At 67.6% G+C, this 20,376-nt stretch carries 20 protein-coding genes, 1 tRNA gene and 1 other RNA gene; 5 read left to right on the top strand and 17 right to left on the bottom strand.

Features of this window, described 5'->3' with window-relative positions; all coding sequences use genetic code 11:
* Positions 1-9: 9 nt before the first annotated feature.
* Positions 10-384: RNase P RNA component class A (rnpB, locus tag V6K52_RS08810), an RNA gene on the bottom strand.
* Between the two features lie 112 nt (positions 385-496).
* Entirely contained in the window at positions 497-1,942 is a 1,446-nt protein-coding gene (locus V6K52_RS08805; RefSeq protein ID WP_353953490.1) for an RNB domain-containing ribonuclease, read from the bottom strand.
* Positions 1,943-1,985: 43 nt separating this feature from the next.
* Between V6K52_RS08805 and V6K52_RS08800 the strand changes: the two genes are divergently transcribed.
* Positions 1,986-2,732 carry a peroxide stress protein YaaA gene (locus V6K52_RS08800; protein WP_353953489.1) on the top strand — a complete coding sequence of 249 codons (747 nt, stop codon included), beginning with the start codon at positions 1,986-1,988 and terminating at the stop codon, positions 2,730-2,732.
* On the opposite strand, the gene V6K52_RS08795 is transcribed toward V6K52_RS08800, so the two are convergent.
* The 10 genes from V6K52_RS08795 to V6K52_RS08750 all read right to left on the bottom strand — a co-directional run bounded on the left by V6K52_RS08795 (position 2,719) and on the right by V6K52_RS08750 (position 9,507).
* Positions 2,719-3,066 (bottom strand): hypothetical protein, encoded by a 348-nt coding sequence (locus tag V6K52_RS08795; RefSeq protein ID WP_353953488.1) that lies wholly within the window; start codon positions 3,064-3,066, stop codon positions 2,719-2,721. The two genes, V6K52_RS08800 and V6K52_RS08795, sit on opposite strands and share 14 nt — an antisense overlap.
* Positions 3,066-4,271 carry an O-succinylhomoserine sulfhydrylase gene (locus tag V6K52_RS08790; protein ID WP_353953487.1) on the bottom strand — a complete coding sequence of 402 codons (1,206 nt, stop codon included), beginning with the start codon at positions 4,269-4,271 and terminating at the stop codon, positions 3,066-3,068. Before V6K52_RS08790 ends, V6K52_RS08795 begins: the two co-directional genes overlap by 1 nt.
* A 1-nt stretch (position 4,272) precedes the next feature.
* Positions 4,273-4,683, bottom strand: coding sequence for a rhodanese-like domain-containing protein (locus tag V6K52_RS08785; protein ID WP_353953486.1), 411 nt, complete (start codon positions 4,681-4,683; stop codon positions 4,273-4,275).
* A gap of 42 nt (positions 4,684-4,725) precedes the next feature.
* Positions 4,726-5,463, bottom strand: coding sequence for a C4-type zinc ribbon domain-containing protein (locus V6K52_RS08780; RefSeq protein WP_353953485.1), 738 nt, complete (start codon positions 5,461-5,463; stop codon positions 4,726-4,728).
* On the bottom strand, positions 5,460-6,287 hold the full coding sequence (locus tag V6K52_RS08775) for a Nif3-like dinuclear metal center hexameric protein (RefSeq protein ID WP_353953484.1): 828 nt from the start codon (positions 6,285-6,287) through the stop codon (positions 5,460-5,462). Before V6K52_RS08775 ends, V6K52_RS08780 begins: the two co-directional genes overlap by 4 nt.
* Position 6,288: 1 nt before the next feature.
* Positions 6,289-6,361: transfer RNA gene (locus tag V6K52_RS08770), tRNA-Val, on the bottom strand.
* A gap of 59 nt (positions 6,362-6,420) precedes the next feature.
* On the bottom strand, positions 6,421-6,894 hold the full coding sequence (locus tag V6K52_RS08765) for a peroxiredoxin (RefSeq protein WP_353953483.1): 474 nt from the start codon (positions 6,892-6,894) through the stop codon (positions 6,421-6,423).
* Between the two features lie 24 nt (positions 6,895-6,918).
* Positions 6,919-7,359 (bottom strand): DUF3052 domain-containing protein, encoded by a 441-nt coding sequence (locus V6K52_RS08760; protein WP_353953482.1) that lies wholly within the window; start codon positions 7,357-7,359, stop codon positions 6,919-6,921.
* Between the two features lie 7 nt (positions 7,360-7,366).
* Positions 7,367-8,911: a PH domain-containing protein gene (locus V6K52_RS08755; RefSeq protein ID WP_353953481.1), complete on the bottom strand. Its 1,545-nt coding sequence runs from the start codon at positions 8,909-8,911 to the stop codon at positions 7,367-7,369.
* A 92-nt stretch (positions 8,912-9,003) separates the two neighbouring features.
* Entirely contained in the window at positions 9,004-9,507 is a 504-nt protein-coding gene (locus V6K52_RS08750) for a PH domain-containing protein (RefSeq protein ID WP_353953480.1), read from the bottom strand.
* 128 nt (positions 9,508-9,635) lie between these two features.
* On the opposite strand from V6K52_RS08750, the gene aceE reads away from it, so the two are divergent.
* Positions 9,636-12,401, top strand: coding sequence for a pyruvate dehydrogenase (acetyl-transferring), homodimeric type (gene aceE, locus V6K52_RS08745; protein ID WP_353953479.1), 2,766 nt, complete (start codon positions 9,636-9,638; stop codon positions 12,399-12,401).
* A gap of 80 nt (positions 12,402-12,481) precedes the next feature.
* Here aceE and V6K52_RS08740 read toward each other — a convergent pair whose 3' ends face one another.
* The 5 genes from V6K52_RS08740 to V6K52_RS08720 all read right to left on the bottom strand — a co-directional run bounded on the left by V6K52_RS08740 (position 12,482) and on the right by V6K52_RS08720 (position 17,202).
* Positions 12,482-13,087 carry a response regulator transcription factor gene (locus V6K52_RS08740; protein WP_353953478.1) on the bottom strand — a complete coding sequence of 202 codons (606 nt, stop codon included), beginning with the start codon at positions 13,085-13,087 and terminating at the stop codon, positions 12,482-12,484.
* A 14-nt stretch (positions 13,088-13,101) separates the two neighbouring features.
* Complete coding sequence (locus V6K52_RS08735; protein ID WP_353953477.1) at positions 13,102-14,184, bottom strand: sensor histidine kinase; 1,083 nt, start codon at positions 14,182-14,184, stop codon at positions 13,102-13,104.
* A complete protein-coding gene (locus tag V6K52_RS08730; protein ID WP_353953476.1) occupies positions 14,181-15,050 on the bottom strand; it encodes an ABC transporter permease in 870 nt (289 codons plus the stop codon). Before V6K52_RS08730 ends, V6K52_RS08735 begins: the two co-directional genes overlap by 4 nt.
* Complete coding sequence (locus V6K52_RS08725; protein ID WP_353953475.1) at positions 15,047-16,000, bottom strand: ABC transporter ATP-binding protein; 954 nt, start codon at positions 15,998-16,000, stop codon at positions 15,047-15,049. Before V6K52_RS08725 ends, V6K52_RS08730 begins: the two co-directional genes overlap by 4 nt.
* A 74-nt stretch (positions 16,001-16,074) precedes the next feature.
* Entirely contained in the window at positions 16,075-17,202 is a 1,128-nt protein-coding gene (locus V6K52_RS08720) for a glycerophosphodiester phosphodiesterase (protein ID WP_353953474.1), read from the bottom strand.
* A gap of 134 nt (positions 17,203-17,336) precedes the next feature.
* Between V6K52_RS08720 and argG the strand changes: the two genes are divergently transcribed.
* The 3 genes from argG to V6K52_RS08705 all read left to right on the top strand — a co-directional run bounded on the left by argG (position 17,337) and on the right by V6K52_RS08705 (position 20,357).
* The gene (gene argG / locus V6K52_RS08715) at positions 17,337-18,764 is read left to right on the top strand and encodes an argininosuccinate synthase (RefSeq protein WP_353953473.1); all 1,428 of its coding nucleotides are present in this window, start codon (positions 17,337-17,339) and stop codon (positions 18,762-18,764) included.
* Between the two features lie 40 nt (positions 18,765-18,804).
* On the top strand, positions 18,805-19,074 hold the full coding sequence (locus V6K52_RS08710) for a hypothetical protein (RefSeq protein ID WP_353953472.1): 270 nt from the start codon (positions 18,805-18,807) through the stop codon (positions 19,072-19,074).
* A 68-nt stretch (positions 19,075-19,142) separates the two neighbouring features.
* Positions 19,143-20,357 carry a helix-turn-helix domain-containing protein gene (locus V6K52_RS08705; RefSeq protein WP_353953471.1) on the top strand — a complete coding sequence of 405 codons (1,215 nt, stop codon included), beginning with the start codon at positions 19,143-19,145 and terminating at the stop codon, positions 20,355-20,357.
* Positions 20,358-20,376: the final 19 nt, after the last annotated feature.

Raw genomic sequence — 20,376 nt, 5'->3', positions numbered from 1 at the left:
GCTTGTGGGCGGACGAGTCAGTCATAAGCCGGGTTCTGTCACGTGGCCGGTTGCCCGGGTCACGCTGACGGTCATCCATCTCCGACCACTGTTGCCAGTGGCCTCCAGCGCCCTACCCGTGTGCTCGAGCGGGCCGCCCTCGAACGCACACTGTCTGAGCTTGCTCCCGGTGGGGTTTACCTAGCCGACTCCGTCACCGGAGCCGCTGGTGGTCTCTTACACCACCGTTTCACCCTTACCTGCCGACCGAAGTCGGCGGGCGGTCTGTTTTCTGTGGCACTGTCCCGCGGGTCACCCCGGGTGGCTGTTGGCCACCACCGTGCCCTGTGGAGCCCGGACTTTCCTCGACGTGGTTGCCCACGCCGCGACCGTCGGACTGACTCGTCCGCTCGGACAGCATACGTGGGAGACGCCTGCCTCCCGCGCAACGTCTGCGGATATGGCGGCTAGAACCGCCGAATCCGCAGACGCAACAAGAGGGGGTCTGGTCGGTAGGTCAGGCGACGACGAATCGCACCTGACCTGTCGAGACGTCGACCGACTCGAGGCGGACGTCGATCGTTGCTCCCAGCTCCCCGCTGCCCTTGGCCTTCGCGACGACCGGCAGGTCGAGGAGCTGGACCTCGACGCCCTTCTCGTCACGATCGACGACAACCGCCGAGAAGGTCTCGCCGGCCCGCGGGCTGAGGACTGCCGCTTCGACCGCGTCGGCGCACATGCGCTCAGCCGCACCCGCCCTCCGGTCCGACTCCTTCATGATCCCGGGGATCAAGGGCAGGGCCTCTCGAACCCAGGCCGGGATCTCGGAGCCGCTGCTGATCGCTTCGCAGATGACGAGCCCGAAGCGGTCGACAAGTCGGCGCAGCGGCGCAGTGACGTGGGCGTAGGCGTCGGCGACCGCCGCCTGCTCGACCTGCTCAGGAACGTCACCTTCGAAGGGTGTGTAGGCCGCGCCCCGGAAGAGGGCCGTCGCCTCATAGATCAGGGCGAGGTGCTTGGGGTTGGCACGGTCCAAACTGCGAAGGAAGTCGCCATAACCCTGCTCGGCCGGCCAGGGTGCGCCCAGGGCATTGGCCTGTCGCCGGAAGCGTGCCACGGCGTGGTGTTCGGCCTCGGGCATCGTGCGCAGGATGCCGACTCCGGCGTGCAGCATCATGTCTGCCGCCGCCATGCCCGTGAGCAGGGAGATCTGGGCGTTCCACTCCTCGACGGTGCGCGGTGGACGGAACTCCAGCGTGAAGTTGCCGTCGTCGCCCAGGTGCACCTCCTGCTCCGGCATCGGGAGGCTGGCTCCGCCACGCAGCTGTTCCTGACGAATCCGCTTCTCACCGACCTCCTTGAGAATCACCCAACGCTCGTCGGTGGTGCCCGCGTCGACCTGCTCCTGCACGGCGACATAGTCGAACCGTTCGACCGATTTCACCATGGCGCGATAGACCTCGGCGCTCGTCCCCTCGCCCTCGGCATCGAGGCGCATGTCCCAGACGAAGGCCGGGCGCACCTCTCCCGGGAGCAGGCTGGCGGCACCCTCGCTGACGACGGTGGGGTGCAACGGAACTCGCTTGTCGGGGCAATAGATCGTCTGACCACGGCGACGCGCCTCTGAGTCGATGGCGCCCCCCGCTGCGACGAACGCCGGCACGTCGGCGATGGCATAGCGGATCCGGTAGCCATCACCGTCGCGTTCGAGGTGCATCGCCTGGTCGAGGTCCATGGAGGTTGCGGGGTCGATCGTGAAGAACGGCAGCGCGGTCTCGTCGCGTTCCGGCCGCTCCAGCGGTTGGCCCGCCACGGCTTGGGCCTCGGCCTCCACTTCCGGCGGGAACACCTCACTGACCTTGAGCTCCGCACGGATCGCGGCGAACCGGGCGAGCAGTGTCTCTCGAAGGGTCTCGGACGTCGTGGCGTCGGCCGGGGCGAGGCTGATCTGGCGCTGAGGCATGCCAGCCAACCTACAAGGGGCACGGCACGCATAGGGTGACCGCGTGCTCATCGTCCTGCCCCCGTCGGAGTCCAAGTCGAACCGCCGCAGAGGCAAACCGGTGGACCCGAGCACCTGGTCGTTCCCCGAGCTGACCCCCACCCGCATGGCCGTGGCCACACACCTGCGACTGGCGAGCGAATCTCCCACTGCCACAGCTGATCTCGGCGTCTCCCCCGGCCTCGCCGGCGAGGTCGCCCGCAACCTCTCTCTCGAGACGGCACCGGGCACGCCGGCCGCCGAGGTCTACACCGGCGTGCTCTATGACGCCCTGGGCCTTGACTCGATGGATGCCTCGGCGCGTCGCCGGGCCAACCAGTGGGTCGTCATCGTCTCCGCGCTCCACGGTGCGGTGCGGCTCAAGGACCGGATCACGGCATACCGGCTCTCCATGGACGTCAACCTCGCCGGTCTGGGTCCGGTTGCGGCGGCGTGGCGAACGGTTCTCGACGGCGTCCTCGCCCCGGCCGCCGGGCGCGAGGTGGTCGTGGACTGCCGGAGCTCGACGTATGCCGCAGCGTGGACTCCCACGGGCGACGTCGCCGATCGCTGGGTGCAGATCCGTGTGCCGGGCGCCAGCCACATGGCCAAGCACACGCGCGGCCTCGTGGCCCGCCACCTCTGCGTGAGCGGACAGCGGGCCCGCACGCCCGAGAAGCTCGCCTCCATCGTCGGTGAGGCGTTCGATGTGGAGCTCACTCCCCCGAGCCGACGGGGCAAGGCGTCGATCCTCGACGTCACTGCTCGCTGACGGGGCCACCGACGGCCATGAGCCGCCACAGGCGGCCCGGACCACGGCGAAGCTCCCAGCGACCGCACCGCGCGACCTCGTCGAGCTCCTCCACCAGCACCCGCACCACGGCTTCGGCCTCGGTATCCTCGGACTGCCTCTCGGTGGCAGGGACGAGAAAGCGCAGATGAAGCTGCGGCTGCGGTCGCGGCGACGCCGCCTGCGCGATGTCGAGCAGTCGATCCTCGACAAGATGTGTCTTGGCGAGGATGCGCTCCGCCACCGGGAGCACGTCCTCTGGCCGGACATCGGGGCGCACGCCGACGATGTCAATCGTGACGCGGTAGGACGGCATCAGCCCTGGAGTGCTCCAGCCAGAGCCGCCTCGACGTCCTCGATGAGGTCCTCGACCGACTCGAGCCCGACCGAGATCCGGATCGTGCCGTCGGTGATGCCGACGGCGGCGCGGGCCTCCTCGGAGAGCCGACGGTGGGTCGTCGTCGCCGGATGGGTGACCAACGACTTGGCATCGCCGAGGTTGTTGGAGATGTCGACGAGTTCGAGAGCGTTCATCACCTTGAAGGCGACGTCCTTGCCGCCCTCCACCTCGAAGGTGATCACGGTGCCGCCGCCGCTCATCTGCCGCTGAGCCAGCTCGTGCTGCGGGTGGCTCTCGAGCATCGGATAGATGACCTTGACGATGCCGTCACGACCCTCAAGATGTTGGCCGAGGGCGAGCGCGTTGGCAGACATCTGGCCGACGCGCAACGACAACGTCTCGAGACCCTTGACCAGCACCCAGGCGTTGAAGGGCGACATGGCGGGACCGGTGTGCCGCATGAGGTTCTTGACGGGACCGTCGATGAACTCCGCCGATCCGAGGACGGCGCCGCCGAGGACGCGGCCCTGACCATCGATGTGCTTGGTCGCCGAATAGACGACGATGTCGGCGCCGTGCTCGAGCGGGCGCGAGAACACTGGGGTGCCGAAGACGTTGTCGACCACGACCTTGGCACCGGCAGCGTGGGCCAGCCGGGACACCTCGGCGATGTCGACGAGCTCCTGCATGGGATTGCTCGGGGTCTCGAAGAAGACCGCAGCCGTCGGCACCGACAGGGCCTCCTCCCACTGCGCGAGGTCGGGGCCGTCGACGAAGACCGCCTCGACACCGAACCTTGGCAGGATCTCGTCGATGACGACAAAACACGAGCCGAAGAGCGCCCGGGACGACACGATGCGATCGCCCTTGCCGCAGAGGGCCGCGAGAGCGACCCACACAGCGGCCATCCCCGATGCCGCCGCGAAACAGGCTTCCGCACCCTCGAGGAGGCGGAGCCGCTCCTCGAACATGCTCACCGTCGGGTTGCCGTAGCGGCTGTAGATGAACTTGTCGATCTCGTCCTTGAAGGCGGCTTCTGCCTGCTCAGCCGACTCATAGACGAAGCCCGAGGTGAGGAACATGGCTTCGCTGGTCTCGTCGAAACCGCTGCGGGTCAACCCTCCTCGCACCGCGAGGGTCTCGGGGCGGAATGCCCTGCCCACGTCGGCTGCTTCACTCATGTCAGCCCTGCTTCCACGGGAGACCGGCCACTTTCCAACCGGCCACCGTGCGGTGGCCGTCAGCGTCGTGCGGACCTTCAAAGCCTTCAACAACGTTGTATGCCGGTCCCAGGCCCGCAGCCGTGGCTGCCTCGGCCGCCGAGATCGACCGCGCACCCGATCGACAGAGGAAGTAGATGGGGGTTCCTTCGACAATGCCGGCAGCCTTGAGCTCGTCGACGAAAGAGTCGTTGAGAGCACCGTCGGGATAGTGCTGCCATTCGACCAGCACCGGCGCACGATGCGAATCGACCTGCGGGACACCGACATAGGCCCACTCTGCGCGCGTGCGCACATCGACGAGGACAGCATCCTCGCTCTCGGTCACCGCGGCAAAAGCCTCGGACGGAGTGACATCACCGGCATAGGTCATGCCGCCAGCCTAGGTGTGTCCGTCCCAGTGGGGAGAGGTGGCTCAGAGACCGGACTCCGCCGTGCGCACGAGGATCCGGCGGCACTCCTCGCACCGGTGGACCTCGTCCTGCGCGGCGGACTTGATCACCCGTAGTGCGACCGGGTTGAGCTCAAGTTGACAGCCGCCGCAGCGGCGCTGACGCAACGCAGCGGCACCCGTTCCACTCGTCGCCCGGATCTTGTCGTAGAGGGCCACGAGTTCGACTCCCGCCGAGTGGACCAGATCGTCGCGCGGAGCCCCGACCTCGATGGCGTCGGCGTCGAGTTCGGCCAGACGCTTGTCGCGGGCCGACTCCAGCTCCGTGAGTCGGTCGGAGAGTTCGGCACGGCCCCGCTCGAGCTCGGACACGTCGGACTGGACGGCTTCGGCCCGCTCCATGACCTCGAGTTCGACCTCTTCGAGCTCACCTTGGCGGCGGCCCAGGGACTCGAGCTCGTGCTGGATCGCGGTGAGGTCCTTGGCCGTGCCGACGCCGGAGTCGAGACGCTGCTGGTTGCGCGTGGCACGGTCGCGCACCTGCTGCACGTCGCCGTCGGCCTTGATGACCTCGCGCTGGATGTCGCTGAGTTCGGTGCGCGAGCGCACGAGCTGGTCGTCGAGAAGCCCGGCCTTGCCCTCGAGGTCGGCGATCTCGGCGAGCTGCGGGAGGGTCTTGCGTGCGTGGGCGATCTGCGACAGGCGGGTGTCGAGGGCCTGGAGGTCGAGGAGCTTGGACTGTTGTCCTGGGTCGGCTTTCACGGCATACCTCCGGCTGTCGTTGCTCCGACCGTGAACGTCCACGGATCGGTGCGCACTGTGCTGATGTCGATGTCCACCCTAAGGGCAGCACCGAGCGCGTCTCGCACGGTTGGCAGCCACACGGACTCGCTCGACCAGTGGCCCGCGTCGATGAGATAGGGCGTGCCGCCACGCGCCTCCTCACGGGCCTCCAGTGCTGGGTGGTGACGCAGGTCGGCGGTGACATAGACATCGGCGCCGCAGGCACGCACCGCGTCGAACTGGTCGTCCCCCGCTCCCCCGAGCACGGCCACCCGCTCGACCATGGCGTCGGCCGGGCCGGCGACACGCAGGCCGGCTGCGGCAGCCGGCAGGGCGGCATACAGGGCGACCGCGAAGTCGCTCAACGTCATCGGTGACGCGAGGCGGCCAACGCGGCCGAGCGGTTGGTCCTCGACAAGGGTGAGCGGCTCGGTCTCGGTCAGGCCGGCCGCGACCGCCAGGGCTTCGCACACTCCGGCGGCCGCGACGTCTGCGTTGGTGTGCGCGACATAGAGGGCGATGTCGCCGACGACGAGACCAGTGACGCTCGCTCCCTTGGCGCTCGTCGTGGCCACTGAGTGGATGCCCCGCATGAGCAGGGGGTGATGGGTGATGAGGAGGTCCGCCTGGCCCGCACGAGCCTCCTCGATGACCGCGAGGGTCGGGTCGACGGCGAGCAGGATGCGCTCGATCGGCTGGTCGGGATCACCCGTGACGAGACCCACCTGGTCCCACGACTGCGCAGTGTGTGGCGGATAGAGACGTTCGAGGACGTCGACGACATCGCGCAGGAGAAGGGTCATGTGGGCCCGGCCGGCCTCGAACCGACGACACCCGCGGTGTAAACGCGGTGCTCTACCAACTGAGCTACAGGCCCCATCACGGCGTGGGCCGCGATCGGTCGCCCATTCTGTCAGGCCGTGACCCCGCAGCGGGTCAGGCGTGGGACATGGCGGCGTGATAGCCGCTGAAGTCACGTCGCTCACCGATGCCGGACACGAGGGACCAACGGATGATGCCCTCCCGATCGATGAGGAACGTGCCCCGGCGCGCGACCCCGACCTTCTCGTCAAAGACGCCGTAGGCCTTGGCGACCTCACCATGGGGCCAGAAGTCGGAGAGCAGTGGGAAGAAGTAGCCATCGCGATCGGCGTAGGCACGTAGCGAGAACATCGCATCGCACGAAATCGTGAGGACCTGCACGTCCTCAGTGACGAATCTCCCGAGATCGTCGCGGATCTCGGTCAACTCGCCGGTGCAGATTCCCGAGAACGCCCACGGATAGAAGACGAGAAGGACGTTGCGCCGCCCCAGATGATCGGCGAGGGAAACCTGGGCACCATTCTGGTCGCGCAGGCTGAAGTGCGGGGCGTACTGCCCTACCTCAAGGCCCGACATGGCGTCCGTCATGCCCTGCATTCTGCCGCAGGGCAATCAGAGCCGCCCCTTGGGTGCACCCAGTTTGGTGGCGCGCCAGTTCGCCGAGGCGTGGAAGGCACCTGCGGTGTGGAGACCGGCGGTGGCCGCGGCCTCGTCGATCTCGGCGGCATCGACCGCACCGTCCTTGGCGTCCTTGGGGGTGAGGGCAACGACGAAGCCGCCCTCACCAAGAACCCCGACCAGGTCGACCAGCGCATCGGTGAGGTCGCCGTCATCAGCGCGCCACCAGAAGACGACCGCGTCGGTCTCGCCGGTGTAGTCCTCGTCCTCGAGGTCGGAACCGATGACGCGCTCGACGGCGAAGCGGAAGTCGTTGTCGACGTCATCGTCCCAACCGAACTCCTGCACGATCTGCTCAGCAGCGAAGCCGAGGCGCTCGACGGCACCTGAGCCATCGGGCCCGGGGTCGGCAGGCGGTGGTGCAGCGGTGTTCACGGGGGGACTACCTCTCGTCGGATTCTTCTGGAGTAACTACTCGAGCCACTAGTTGACTAGGAACATCGTCGCTGGTGCAAGCGCTTCGTGAGAATTCTCGCGCGACACGCGCTCGTGCCGCCTCGTCACGGAGCAGCCGGGTGGCCGTCTGCAGGTCGAGGTGGGGAACAGCCACATCCACCGGTCCTGGGGTCGAGACGAGGGTGACGGTCGCAAGATCGAGGCGTCGGTCGAGCGGCCCCTGCGCCAGGGTGAGCGACTGAACGCGAGCGTGGGGCATGACCGAGACGCGGCGGGACAACCGTCCTGCTCGGACCATGACGGAATGTGGTGACACCGCAAAGCCCGAACGCCTCCAGCTGAGCCAGTCGAACCGTCTCGCCCGTGGCGGCACGAGTGTCCAGCCCCCGTCCTCGCCCTCACCGAGCGCGGCCCGGCGCAGGTCTGCCTCTGAGAGCGCTGGATCGAGGAGGGTGAGAACGTCCAGTGCCTGGTCGAGCGTGCCGACGGGGAGCGCCGTCGTCTCGTTGTCTGTGTTGTTGGTCGGGTCGCTTGCGATGCCGGCGACGTTGACCTTGACCCGCCACCAACCCAGCGGCCGCCACCAGAGCGGCTGCACCATCCCGACCGCCTGGATGCGGTGGAGCGGGATGGTCGTCGTCCGCTTGTCGGTGAGTCCGTGCTGGATCCGCGCCGACGTTCCGGTCTCGGCGAGGCGGAAGTTGCCGTGCTTGAGCAGTTCGCCGATGCGGTTGACTGCGATGCCGAAAGCGAGGGGGCCAAGAGCTGGGAGCGCAATGGCCGCCCCTGTCAGGGCCTCGAACCTCGACCCGTACGCCGCGAGCGCGATACTTCCGGTCAGCAGCGCCATGACCCCGAGGAAGATCGTTCCGCCGTGAAGGATGGTGGCGACAAAGAGGCGGGAGTTCGGCACCCGCAGGACTTCGCGGCCCTCGTCAGTGCTGAGTGGCGCGCGGTGGGCTTCGACCATGCCGTCGGATACGTCTTCGGTATCGGCTCCGTCGTCGACGCCCACGCTCCGAGCAGGGCGGGCCTCGTCGCGACGACCCGCAAGGGCGAGCAGCTCGCCCCTCACTTCGTCGGCACGGCCAGTGCGAAGGAACGCGAGTTTGAGCTGCGAGTCTCCGCCGCCTGCGGACTGCACGATGACCTGCGAGAGGCCGGTGAGCTGCGCGAGCAGGGGCCTGCTGATCTCAATCGCCTGGACCCGCTCGAGGGGGACCTGTCGGTGCTCACGGAAGAGCCAGCCCTTGCGGAACTCGATCTGCCCGCCAGCCACCCGGAACTTCGCGAAGCGCCAGGAGAAGTAGCCGACGAGGCCGATCAGCAACAGTGCCGTCAGGATCACCGCGCTGGCGATGAGCGAGTGGTCGAACAGCAGCCCGACACCCTCGCGAATGCCCTGGTCCGCCTCCTCTTTTCCACCGTCGTCCCCGCCACCCATCCCACGGAAGAGGTCGTCGACGAACTGCGTCGCGGCATACCCGAGGATCGCAACGCCGACCACACCGCCACGCACGATGGGCGACAAAGGGTGAAGGTGCTGCCACTCGCTCAGCTCAAGATCACGACCCGCCGAGGACGGTGCCGGCAGCGGCAACGGAGAAGCCGAATCAGGCTGTGTCACAGGCCCGCTCGCTGAGCCTCGCCGTGTGCGGCCAGCCGACCACGCAGGGCCTCGGCCTCGTCAACAGGCAAGCCCGGAAGGGTTCCACCGCTCTCGGGAGAGGCGGTGTGGAACTCGCAGGAGGCGATGCCGCGTGAACGCATGAGTGGACCGGACTCGACGTCGATGTACTGGAGTCGGCCATAGGGAATGCTCACCAGAGACCGGAAGAGGCGTCCCTTGCGGATGACGATCTCGTCGGGCAGCTCGATCCACGAGATCGCCGAGACCTGGCGGACGATGAGCCATGCGCCCCACACGATGAGGCCCGCGGTCACGCCTGCGCCGATCCAGAACCAGGACGACACGAGCACCCCGAGAACAGCGAAGGCCACGAGGAACGGCACCATCCACGCAAACAGGGTGATGAGTCGGACGGTGCGCAGTGCCGGGCTGACTGGACGCCACGGCAGCTCGTCGCCCCTGAGGGTCACGGCGGTCGGGTCGAGCTCGGTGGTCATGACCCCAGCCTGCCAGTCGACCCCAGGGTGCTTGCCATGTGAACCCGACTGTGACCGTCGCCACTCTCAGTGGAAGGATGGATAGGTCGGCCCCATTGGGTCGAATCCGTAGAAGAAGGGACATCGTCGTGACGTTTCGCGAGGAAGCCGGACCAATTCTCAATGGCCTTCCCAGCAGCCTCACCGACATCGACCCCGAGGAAACCTCGGAGTGGTTGGCATCGCTTGACCAGGTGATCGACGAGGGCGGCCGCAAGCGGGCGCGCTATCTCATGCTGCGTCTGCTCGAGCGGGCGCGCGAGAGCCAGATCGGTGTCCCATCGCTCACGGCGACCGACTACGTCAACACCATCGACCAGGAGCAAGAGCCCTGGTTCCCCGGTGACGAAGAGGTTGAACGGCAGTACCGCCGCTGGATCCGTTGGAACGCCGCCGTCATGGTGCACCGCGCCCAGCGGCCCGGGGTCTCCGTCGGCGGGCACATCTCTACCTACGCCTCCGCGGCCACGCTCTACGAAGTCGGCATGAACCACTTCTTCCGCGGCCTGGACCACCCCGGCGGTGGAGACCAGATCTTCTACCAGGGCCACGCCTCTCCCGGGATGTATGCCCGCAGCTTCCTCGAAGGCCACCTCGGTGAGACCGACCTTGACGGTTTCCGCCAGGAGAAGAGCCACATCGTCGACGGCAAGATCCGGGCCCTCTCGTCCTACCCGCACCCGCGGATGATGCCGGACTACTGGCAGTTCCCCACGGTGTCGATGGGCATCGGGCCGATGAACGCGATCTACCAGGCGCAGTTCAACAAGTACCTCCACAACCGAGGCATCAAGGACACGTCCGAGCAGCGGGTGTGGGCCTTCCTCGGCGACGGCGAGATGGACGAGCCCGAATCGCGTGGTCTGCTCCAGCTCGCGGCCAACGAGGAGCTCGACAACCTCACCTTCGTCGTCAACTGCAACCTGCAGCGCCTCGACGGACCGGTGCGAGGCAACGGCAAGATCATCCAGGAGCTCGAAGCGGGCTTCCGCGGCGCCGGCTGGAACGTCGTCAAGGTGATCTGGGGTCGTGGGTGGGACCCGCTGCTCGCAGCGGACCGCGACCACGCGTTGAAGCACATCATGAACACGACGACCGACGGCGACTACCAGACGTTCCGCGCCAACGACGGCGCCTACGTCCGGGAGGAGTTCTTCGGGCGCGACCCCCGCACCCGCAAGATGGTCGAGGGACTGACCGACGAGCAGATCTGGCACGACCTGCAGCGGGGTGGGCACGACTACCGCAAGGTGTACGCCGGCTACCAGGCTGCGGTCCATCACACAGGTCAGCCGACGGTCGTCCTTGCCCACACCATCAAGGGCTACGGCCTCGGCAAGGGCTTCGCCGGTCGCAACGCCACGCACCAGATGAAGAAGATGTCGGTCGAGGACCTCAAGGGCTTCCGCGACCAGCTACGGCTCCCCATCACGGACGCCCAGATCGACGAGGACCCCTACCAGCCGCCGTACTTCCACCCCGGTGAGAACGACTCGACGCTCGAGTACATGCTCGAGCGCCGTCGGGCTCTCGGTGGGTCGATCCCTCAGCGCCGCAGCAAGTACACCCAGCTGTCGCTGCCCGGCGACGAGGCCTACGCGCAGGTCCGCAAGGGCTCGGGCAAGCAGACCATCGCCACGACCATGGCGTTCGTCCGGCTGCTCAAGGACCTCATGCGAGACAAGGAGTTCGGCAAGCGGATCGTGCCGATCATCCCCGACGAGGCACGCACGTTCGGCATGGACTCGTTCTTCCCGACGCTCAAGATCTACAACCCGCACGGGCAGAACTACACCCCCGTCGACCACGACCTGATGCTCAGCTATCGCGAGTCGGTCTCGGGTCAGATCCTCCACGCCGGCATCAACGAGGCGGGGTCCGTCGCGGCGTTCACGGCGGCCGGGTCGAGCTACTCGACCCACGGCGAGCCGATGATCCCGATCTACGTCTTCTACTCGATGTTCGGGTTCCAGCGCACCGGTGACTCGATCTGGGCGGCCGCCGACCAGCTCACCCGCGGCTTCCTCATCGGAGCCACTGCGGGTCGCACGACGCTGACCGGTGAGGGCACCCAGCACGCTGACGGGCACTCGCCGCTGCTGGCGTCGACGAATCCGGGCGTCATCACCTACGACCCGGCCTACGGCTACGAGATCGCGCACATCATGCGCGACGGGCTGAAGCGGATGTACGGCGATGATCCCGAGAACGTCATCTACTACCTCACCGTCTACAACGAGCCCAACGTTCAGCCCAAGGAGCCCGAGGACCTCGACATCGACGGTGTGCTGCGCGGCATGTATCTCCTCGACAAGGCCGACACCTCCGGCTGGACCCACACTCCAGCCCGCGCGCAACTCTTGGCGTCCGGCGTCGGTGTGCCGTGGGCGCTCGAGGCCAAACGGCTGCTCGCCGACCACTGGGGCGTTGCCGCCGACGTGTGGTCCGTGACCTCGTGGGGTGAGTTGCGCCGCGACGGTCTCGCTGCGGAGGAGGATGCCTTCCTTCACCCCGAGAACGAAGCTCGCGTGCCCTACGTGACGCAGAAGCTGGCGGACGCCGAGGGTCCGGTGCTCGCGACCTCCGACTACATGCGGGCTGTGCCCGACCAGATCGCCCAGTACGTCCCCGGGGACTTCCACTCGCTCGGCACTGACGGTTTCGGCTTCGCCGACACCCGACCGGCGGCGCGGCGCTTCTTCCACGTGGATGGTCCCTCGCTCGTGGTGCGCACCCTGCAGGTGCTCGCGGCACGAGGTGAGGTCCCGGCTGACGTTCCCGGCAAGGCCGCGGAGAAGTACGACCTCCTCGACGTCCGCGCCGGCACGAGCGGCAACGAGGGCGGCGACAGCTGAGAGACCCACTTATTGCTAGTTACGCGCGCGAGCTCCAGCGAGTGCGCGTAACTCGCAATAAGTGGGAATCAAGGTTTCAGTCAGAGCCAGCCGCGATCGCGTGCGTGGCTGGCTGCCTCGACCCGCGTCGCCGTCCCGGTCTTGGTCATGACTGACGACAAGTAGTTGCGCACGGTCCCCTCGGACAGGTGCACGCTGCGGGCCACGACCGAGATGGTGGCTCCACCCAGTGCGGCTCGCAGCACGTCCTGCTCGCGCGCAGTGAGCGGGTTGGCGCCCTCGATCAGGGACTCGGCCGCGAGCGCACCATCGACGACCCGCTCCCCGGCGTGGACCCGCCGCACGGCCTCCGCGAGTTCAGAGGCAGGCGTGTCCTTGACGACGAACCCGGCAGCCCCGGCTTCGAGGGCCCGACGAACGAAACCCGGCCGGCCGAACGTCGTGACGATGAGTGCCTTCACCGGACTGCCCGCCTTGGTCAGGGCCTGGCACACCTCGATGCCGTCCAGACCGGGCATCTCGACGTCGAGCAGGGCGACGTCCACTCGATGTTCGTGGACGAGGTCAAGCACCTCGTCGCCGCGACCGGCCTCGGCGACCACCTCGAAGTCGGGCTCGAGACCGAGCAACGTGACGATCGCGCCGCGGACCAACGCCTGGTCGTCAGCGACGAGCAGACGGATCACAGCATCACCAGAAGTCACAGCGTCACCAGCAGACGGGTCCCCGGGGCTGCGTCGCTGATCTGCACGACTCCCCCGGCCATGTCGACGCGTTCGCGCACCCCGCGCAGCCCGTTGCCCTCCCGCAGACCTGACGGACCCCGGCCGTCGTCCTCGACGCTGAGCGTCGACGCACCCAGGACCACACGGCATACCGAGGCATTGCTGTGCCGAACAACGTTGGTGACGGCTTCGCGCAGCACCCAGGCCAGGACGGCGCGGTGTCGCGGATCGACGACGGCGAGGTCCGTCGGCATCTCCGCTGCAATACCCGCTGAAGCGAGGACCCGCTCGGCAGAGGCGATCTCGTCACCAAGGCTCGCGGTGCGCAAACCGCCGACCGCCGCCCGGACCTCAGCAAGCGCCTGCCTGCTCAGGACCCCGACCTCGGCGATCTCGCGGCGGGCGCGCTCGGGATCCGTGGTGATCAGACGCTCGGCGACATCGGACTTGAGGCTCATTGCCGTCAACGTGTGGCCGATGACGTCGTGCACGTCGCGGGCCACCCGGTCGCGCTCCGTGGCGACGGTGAGTTCTGCTGCCAGCTCGTCGTGGATCATGCTGCGACGCTCGATGAACCGCACTGTGCCTGTGGCGACAGCGACGAGGAGGACGATGCCGGTGAGGTACCAGGTGTCGGCCAGTGCATCGGCCTGGATCGTGATGACCAGCGTCCCCATGATGACGAGGATCGTGACACCCACCGCCGCCCACAGCGGAAGCACGAACATCGCCAGGGAGACGAGGTAGGGGCCACCGCCTGCGGACGGTGCGCCCACCAGGAGGTAGATCGCGAGGACGACGGCGACCAGGGCGAGCAGGTGAGCAGCGCCGTTGCGCATCACCGCGCGCTCGGTGAGTCCTCGTGCCATCGAGATGAATCCGTGGATGTAGATCGCGGCGAACGTCGCAAAGAGAACGAGCGAACCAATGATCCGCAATTGGCTCTCGCCGCTGTCGACGGCACCTGCGATCGGGAAGGCCAGGAAGACCAGCCAGACCCCACCCATGATCCACCCGTAGCGCTGCCACGGGTGGGCCTGCGTCGGGGTTGTGTTCACTGGCGGCCGCGGCTGCGTCGCACCAGCCAGGTTGCGGTTATCGCCAAGATCACTGTCCACACGGCCACGTTAGCGAGCGGCATCCACAGTGCTTCGTGCGACATGTTGCCTTCGGTGTCCATGACCATGCCCTCGGTGAGCGGGTAGCGCGCCAGCTGGACGTATCCATAGAGGGGAGTGAAGCGCGCGACGTCGAGCAGCCAGCCGCTCAGCGGAAAGAAGATGTTGCCGAGGAAGCCGAGGACCACGAGCGAACCCGACGCGGCGCTGACCGCTGCCTCACTGCGGAACGCCAGCCCGAAGATCAACCCATAGAGCGAGAACATCACGGCACCGGCGATGAGGATGGCGGCGCTTGCGAGCCACACCATGAGCGTGCCCTGCGAGCCCGTGAAGAGACCCAGAACGTAGACCAGAGTGATGGGGATGATCGCGATGGCGAGCGCCACGATGGCCTTCATCGCGACATAGCTGCCATCACGCAGGGGCGTGAGTCCGAGCTGGCGACCCCAGCCCTGCATCCGCTCCACAGCGGCCATCCCGCCGATACCGACGGTCGCGGTCACCGCTCCGTAGGCGGCCATCGAGATCATCACGTACATCGCGACATTGCCGTTGCCCGCCTCCTCGGCGGAATAGCCGGCCGATGCACCGAAGAGCAGGAAGAAGAATGCTGGCAGTCCGGCGACGAAGAACATCGTCACCAGGTCGCGGGTGACGCGCTTCATTTCCAGGCCGAGGTATGCCGTAGTGATGCCTCCGCTTCGTCGTGCGCCGTCGCGCCCGGATCGTTCGGACAACCTGGGGTTTGTGGAGGTGGTCGAGGTCGGCTGGCTGGTCGTCGCGTTCGTGGTCACGGTGCTCATGCGGCGGTCTCCCGTTCGGTCGTGTTGTGTGCTTCCGGGTCCTCGGTGAGGGCGATGAAGGCGGATTCGAGTGAGCCGGTGGTGATCTCGAGCTCGCGGGCACCCAGCCGCGTGAGGAGTGCGCGTGCCACGACGTCGGAGTCGGTCGAGGTGATCGTGAGTCGGTCACCCTCGACCCTGACGTCCCGCACCACGTCGAGCTCGCGCAGGGCGTCGACCGTCTGCGCAACGGCGTCGGTGTCCACACGGGCCGTCACGGCGCGACCGGTTGCCCGAGCGCGAATGTCGCTCGTCGGCCCGTCCGCGACGACGCACCCCCGAGCGACGAGGACGATCCGGTCAGCAAAGGCGTCGGCCTCTTCGAGGTAGTGCGTCGCAAAGAGGATGGTGCGGCCGGCAGCGGCCTCGGCGTGCATGACGGCCCAGAAGGTGCGCCGAGCCGAGACATCCATGCCCGCGGTCGGCTCGTCCAGGATGAGCAACTCCGGATCGGGCAGCAGGGCCAGGGCGAAGCGCAGACGTTGCTGCTCACCGCCCGAGCACTTCGACACCTTGCGGTCCTCGACGGCGGCGAGGTCAGCACGGGCGATGACGTCATCGACAGGTGCGTGGACGGCATACGTCGAAGCGATCATCCGAACCGTCTCGCGCACGGTCAGGTCGCGCAGGAGGCCCCCGGTCTGGAGGACCGCGCTGACCCGACCGTCGCGCACCGCATCGCGTGGGTGAGAACCGAAGACGCGCGCGTCGCCGCTCGTGGGTTCGGTGAGTCCGAGCACGACGTCGAGGGTGGTCGTCTTGCCGGCACCGTTGGGTCCGAGAATGGCAACGACCTCACCCTGGGTGATGGTGAGGTCGATGCCACGCACGGCCCGGACCGCGCCGCTGCGGCTCGGGAAGGACTTGGTGAGGGCGGTCAGTTCGATCGCCGGAATGCGTGTCTGCTTCATACCTCCAGCGTTGTCGCTGGTGGTGGTTGAGCGTCAGTGCCGGGAAACATGTCCTCGGCATGACATCTGTCAGATCAGCGGGCGAGGAACTCCGTACGGGCTGCGACGCAGATGTCGGGCTGGTCGCAGAAGACGCCGTCGACACCGGCCTCGAAGAAGCGGGTCACCTCGTCAGCCATCCGGCCGTGGGTCGCCGGGTTGGTGCCGATCCGGTAGTCGACAGGCAGGAACGAGTTCTCGGCGCGGAAGGTGTACGGCGTGACGTCAAGGCCGACTTTGTGCGCGTTGGCGACGAGGACGGTCGGGGTGCCGAGCGTGCCGTCAGCGTTGCGCGGGATGACCCGGCTCTTGTCGACACCCAGACCGTCGACGTCCTTGACGAGCGCCTTGAGGCTGGTCGGCGTGAGGAGGTCGGTGTAGGTCCGGGGGTCGCCCTGGTCCACGAGGTCGTAGGGCCGACCGCTGCCACTGACGAGGAAGACCAGCCCGGCCTTGAAGCCGAGTTCGTCATCGAGACGGACGAGGGGGGTCAGCTCGAAGCTCTGGACGAAGAGCGCGGCGTTGGGACGGTTGAGCCCATGCGCGGTGATCGCCGACATGACGGCGACCTCGGGGTCGAACCCGGCGTCGTGGAGGAAGGTCGAGTGCTTGATCTCCGGGATGACGCCGATGGTGCGGCCGGTCTGCTTGCTGAGCTCCTCGCGCAGGTCGAGCACCTCCTCGAACGTCGGCACCTCGAACTGGCCGTTGTAGCTCGCGCTCTCCGGTCGCAGCGCCGGGAGTCGCTCCACAGCCCGCAGGGTCTTGAGCTCGGCAAGGGTGAAGTCCTCCGCCCACCAGCCGGTGAGGGGTGCGCCGTCGAGCTGCTTGGTGACCTTGCGGGAAGCAAACTCGGGGTGGGACGCGACGTCCGTCGTGCCACTGATCTCCGGCTCGTGACGGACGACCAGGACCCCGTCCTTCGTCATGGTGAGGTCGGGCTCGATGAAGTCAGCGCCCTGCTGGACGGCCAGTCGATAGCCCGCCAGCGTGTGCTCGGGGCGGTAGCCCGAGGCGCCTCGGTGCGCGTGGACGAGCGGCGCGACGAACTTCGCCTTGCCGTTGGACTTGGGTGGCGCGTCGGCCTGGGCCACGGAGGTCGCGGCCGCTGAGGACAGGGCCAGACCGGCAGCCACGGACAGTGCTACAAGAGATCGCTTCATGACTCACAACGTAGGGCGGAGCCGGTCACACCGCCTGTCGAGAAGGTGGACGCAGGGTGACCAACCTCCGACACCTGTCCCCGCCGGCATACCCGGCATTTGTGGTTATGCGTTCCTCTGTATAGTCTTGCATTGTGTCCAAGGTACTCACTTCCCTGCCCGTCGGCGAGCGCGTCGGCATCGCCTTTTCCGGAGGTCTCGACACCTCCGTCGCCGTCGCGTGGATGCGCGAGAAGGGCGCCGTCCCCTGCACATACACCGCTGATCTCGGGCAGTACGACGAGCCCGAGATCGACACCGTGCCGGAGCGCGCCGGACAGTACGGCGCGGAGGTCGCACGACTCGTCGACTGCCGCAGCGCACTCGTTGAGGAGGGTCTGTCCGCGATCGCGTGCGGCGCCTTCCACATCCGCAGCGGCGGCAGGACCTACTTCAACACCACTCCCCTGGGCCGCGCCGTCACCGGCACCCTCCTGGTCCGCGCCATGCAGGCCGACAACGTCTCGATCTGGGGCGACGGGTCGACCTTCAAGGGCAACGACATCGAGCGGTTCTACCGCTACGGCCTGCTCGCCAACCCGGACCTGCGCATCTACAAGCCGTGGCTCGACGCAGACTTCGTCAGCGAGCTGGGTGGTCGGCACGAGATGAGCGAGTGGCTCACCGCGCGCGACCTGCCCTACAAGGCCAGCGCCGAGAAGGCCTACTCGACCGACGCCAACATCTGGGGCGCGACGCACGAGGCCAAGACGCTCGAGCACCTCAACGAGTCCATGGAGGTCGTCGAGCCGATCATGGGCGTCAAGCACTGGGACCAGTCGGTCGTCATCGCGCAGGAGGACGTCAGGGTCCGGTTCGTCCAGGGGCGCCCGGTCGCGATCAACGGTGAGGACCTCGACCCGGTTGCCCTGGTCGACCTCGCCAACACCATCGGTGGTCGCCACGGCCTCGGCATGTCCGACCAGATCGAGAACCGCATCATCGAGGCGAAGTCGCGCGGCATCTACGAGGCGCCGGGCATGGCCCTGCTCCACATCGCCTACGAGCGCCTCCTCAACGCCGTCCACAACGAGGACACCATCGCGAACTACCACGCCGAGGGCCGCCGTCTCGGCCGGCTGCTCTATGAAGGACGCTGGCTCGACCCGCAGTCGCTCATGATGCGGGAGGCCATCCAGCGGTGGATCGCGTCGGTCGTCACGGGCGAGGTCACGCTGCGGCTGCGGCGCGGGGACGACTACTCGATCGTCAACACGACCGGAGAGAACTTCAGCTACCACCCCGACAAGCTGTCGATGGAGCGCGTCGAGAACGCCGCGTTCGGGCCGCTGGACCGGATCGGCCAGCTGACCATGCGCAACCTCGACATCGCCGACAGCCGGGCCAAGCTCGAGATCTACGCGGGCCAGCCCGTCGATCAGGGGCAACTCCTTGTCGAGAACGGCACACTGTTCGGCGAGCTGCCGGTCGGCGGCTACGACCGGATCGCCGACAACCCCGTCGATGGCGGTCCCGACGACGACGCGCTCGACCGTGCGGCCATGGAGTTCGGCACCGACTGATTCCGGCCCACGGCGCCCCATCACGGTGGATGCTGGAGGGATGGACGGACGGCGAGTTCTCGAGCGGGTCGTGGCAACGGTCGGAGTGCTGGGCCTGATCGCGGCTCTGCCGTTCTATGTGGCGTCGGGGTTGGCGGCGCCGTTGTGGGCGATCGTCCTCCTTCTTCTCTTCTGGGCAGCGCTGGCCGTCGTGTCGGTGCGCTGGTTCACCCGACGACCGTGGGTCGTCCTCCTGCTTCCACTCGTCGCCGGCGGAGTGTGGATCGCCACCCTCACGATCGGCGAACAGCTCCTCGGCTGGCAGGCCTGAAGGCCCGCCCCACGGACACCAAGGTGTATGCCGTGTGGTTGTGCTCGGCATACAAATAGACTCGCGAGGTGGCCACCTCGAGAACGCGTCCTTCGGCAGCGACACGACGCCGGGTCGAACGCACCGCCGGTGACCTTGGCGCGGCCGCGGTGCAACAGATGGAGAGCGACCACGAGTGGTATCGCGCGCTGCCCCCCGAGGAGCGCTCGTGGGTCGGGCTCATCGCCCAGGCCGGCATCAAGTCGTTCATCGAGTGGTTCAGTGGCAGCCAGGACCACACCCACGTCACCGCGGACGTCTTCGGCACGGCACCGCGTGAGCTGACCCGCTCGATCAGCCTCGGCCAGACCCTTGATCTCATGCGCACCGTCGTCGACGTCGTCGAGCGGGAGTCGGCCGGCCTGGCCGCACGAGGTGACGAGACCAAGGTGCGCGAGGCCGTGCTGCGCTACAGCCGCGAGATCGCCTTCTCCGTCGCCGAGGTCTATGCCCATGCGGCCGAGGCCCGCGGCGCCTGGGATGCGCGCCTCGAGGCCCTCGTCGTCGACGCCGTCATCCGCGGCGAGGCCGATGACTCCATGCAGTCACGAGCGTCGGCGTTGGGATGGGGCACGACCACCGACGTGTGCGTGATCGTCGGATCCACCCCCGGCGAAGGCACGGCACAGGTGATGGACCAGCTGCACCGGGCCGCCAAGCGTCACGACGTCGAGGTGCTCGTCGCGATCCACGGCCGGCGCATCGTCAGCATCGTTGGCCGAGTCACCGATGCCCTGACGACTGCGTCGCACCTGGGCGAACACTTCGGAGAGGGCCCGATCGTCGTGGGTCCCGTTGTCCCGCACCTGTATGCCGCAGGGCGCAGTGCGCGGGCCGCGCTCTCGGGCCACACCGCGGCGCCGGCGTGGCCGACCGCACCACGCCCCGTCCTCAGCGACGACCTGCTGGCAGAGCGAGCACTCCTTGGAGACCTTCCGGCGCGAGCAGCCCTCGTGTCCCGTGTATATGCGCCACTGTCAGCGAGTGGCGGCGGCAACCTGCTCGAGACCGCGGCGGCCTACCTCGATGGCGGGCTCGGCCTCGAGGGCACGGCGCGGGTCCTCTTCGTCCACACCAACACCGTGCGATACCGGCTCGGCAAGATCGCCGACACGATCGGCTACGACCTCACCGAACCCCACGACGCACAGACGGTGCGCCTCGCGCTGGCATACGGACGAGTAGCACCCGAGCCGTCAGGTCGCATCCCCCGTACGACCGGCGCCGCCTCGACCGAGTTGTAGGAAACCTACAGATCTCTGG

It is taken from the genome of Knoellia sp. S7-12 (assembly GCF_040518285.1).
In the GTDB taxonomy this organism is placed as follows: domain Bacteria; phylum Actinomycetota; class Actinomycetes; order Actinomycetales; family Dermatophilaceae; genus Knoellia.
Note: the sequence above shows the minus strand (reverse complement) of the source record. Positions and strands in the feature narration are given on the sequence as shown.

Coding starts and splice junctions, on each gene's coding strand:
- V6K52_RS08795 (WP_353953488.1), bottom strand. CDS start 3,066: ATGCCGTCCTACCGCGTCACGATTGACATCGTCGGCGTGCGCCCCGAT.
- V6K52_RS08785 (WP_353953486.1), bottom strand. CDS start 4,683: ATGACCTATGCCGGTGATGTCACTCCGTCCGAGGCTTTTGCCGCGGTG.
- V6K52_RS08710 (WP_353953472.1), top strand. CDS start 18,805: ATGGACGGACGGCGAGTTCTCGAGCGGGTCGTGGCAACGGTCGGAGTG.
- V6K52_RS08775 (WP_353953484.1), bottom strand. CDS start 6,287: ATGACCCTTCTCCTGCGCGATGTCGTCGACGTCCTCGAACGTCTCTAT.
- V6K52_RS08790 (WP_353953487.1), bottom strand. CDS start 4,271: ATGAGTGAAGCAGCCGACGTGGGCAGGGCATTCCGCCCCGAGACCCTC.
- V6K52_RS08725 (WP_353953475.1), bottom strand. CDS start 16,000: ATGAAGCAGACACGCATTCCGGCGATCGAACTGACCGCCCTCACCAAG.
- V6K52_RS08805 (WP_353953490.1), bottom strand. CDS start 1,942: ATGCCTCAGCGCCAGATCAGCCTCGCCCCGGCCGACGCCACGACGTCC.
- V6K52_RS08730 (WP_353953476.1), bottom strand. CDS start 15,050: ATGAGCACCGTGACCACGAACGCGACGACCAGCCAGCCGACCTCGACC.
- V6K52_RS08750 (WP_353953480.1), bottom strand. CDS start 9,507: ATGACCACCGAGCTCGACCCGACCGCCGTGACCCTCAGGGGCGACGAG.
- V6K52_RS08720 (WP_353953474.1), bottom strand. CDS start 17,202: ATGAAGCGATCTCTTGTAGCACTGTCCGTGGCTGCCGGTCTGGCCCTG.
- V6K52_RS08765 (WP_353953483.1), bottom strand. CDS start 6,894: ATGACGGACGCCATGTCGGGCCTTGAGGTAGGGCAGTACGCCCCGCAC.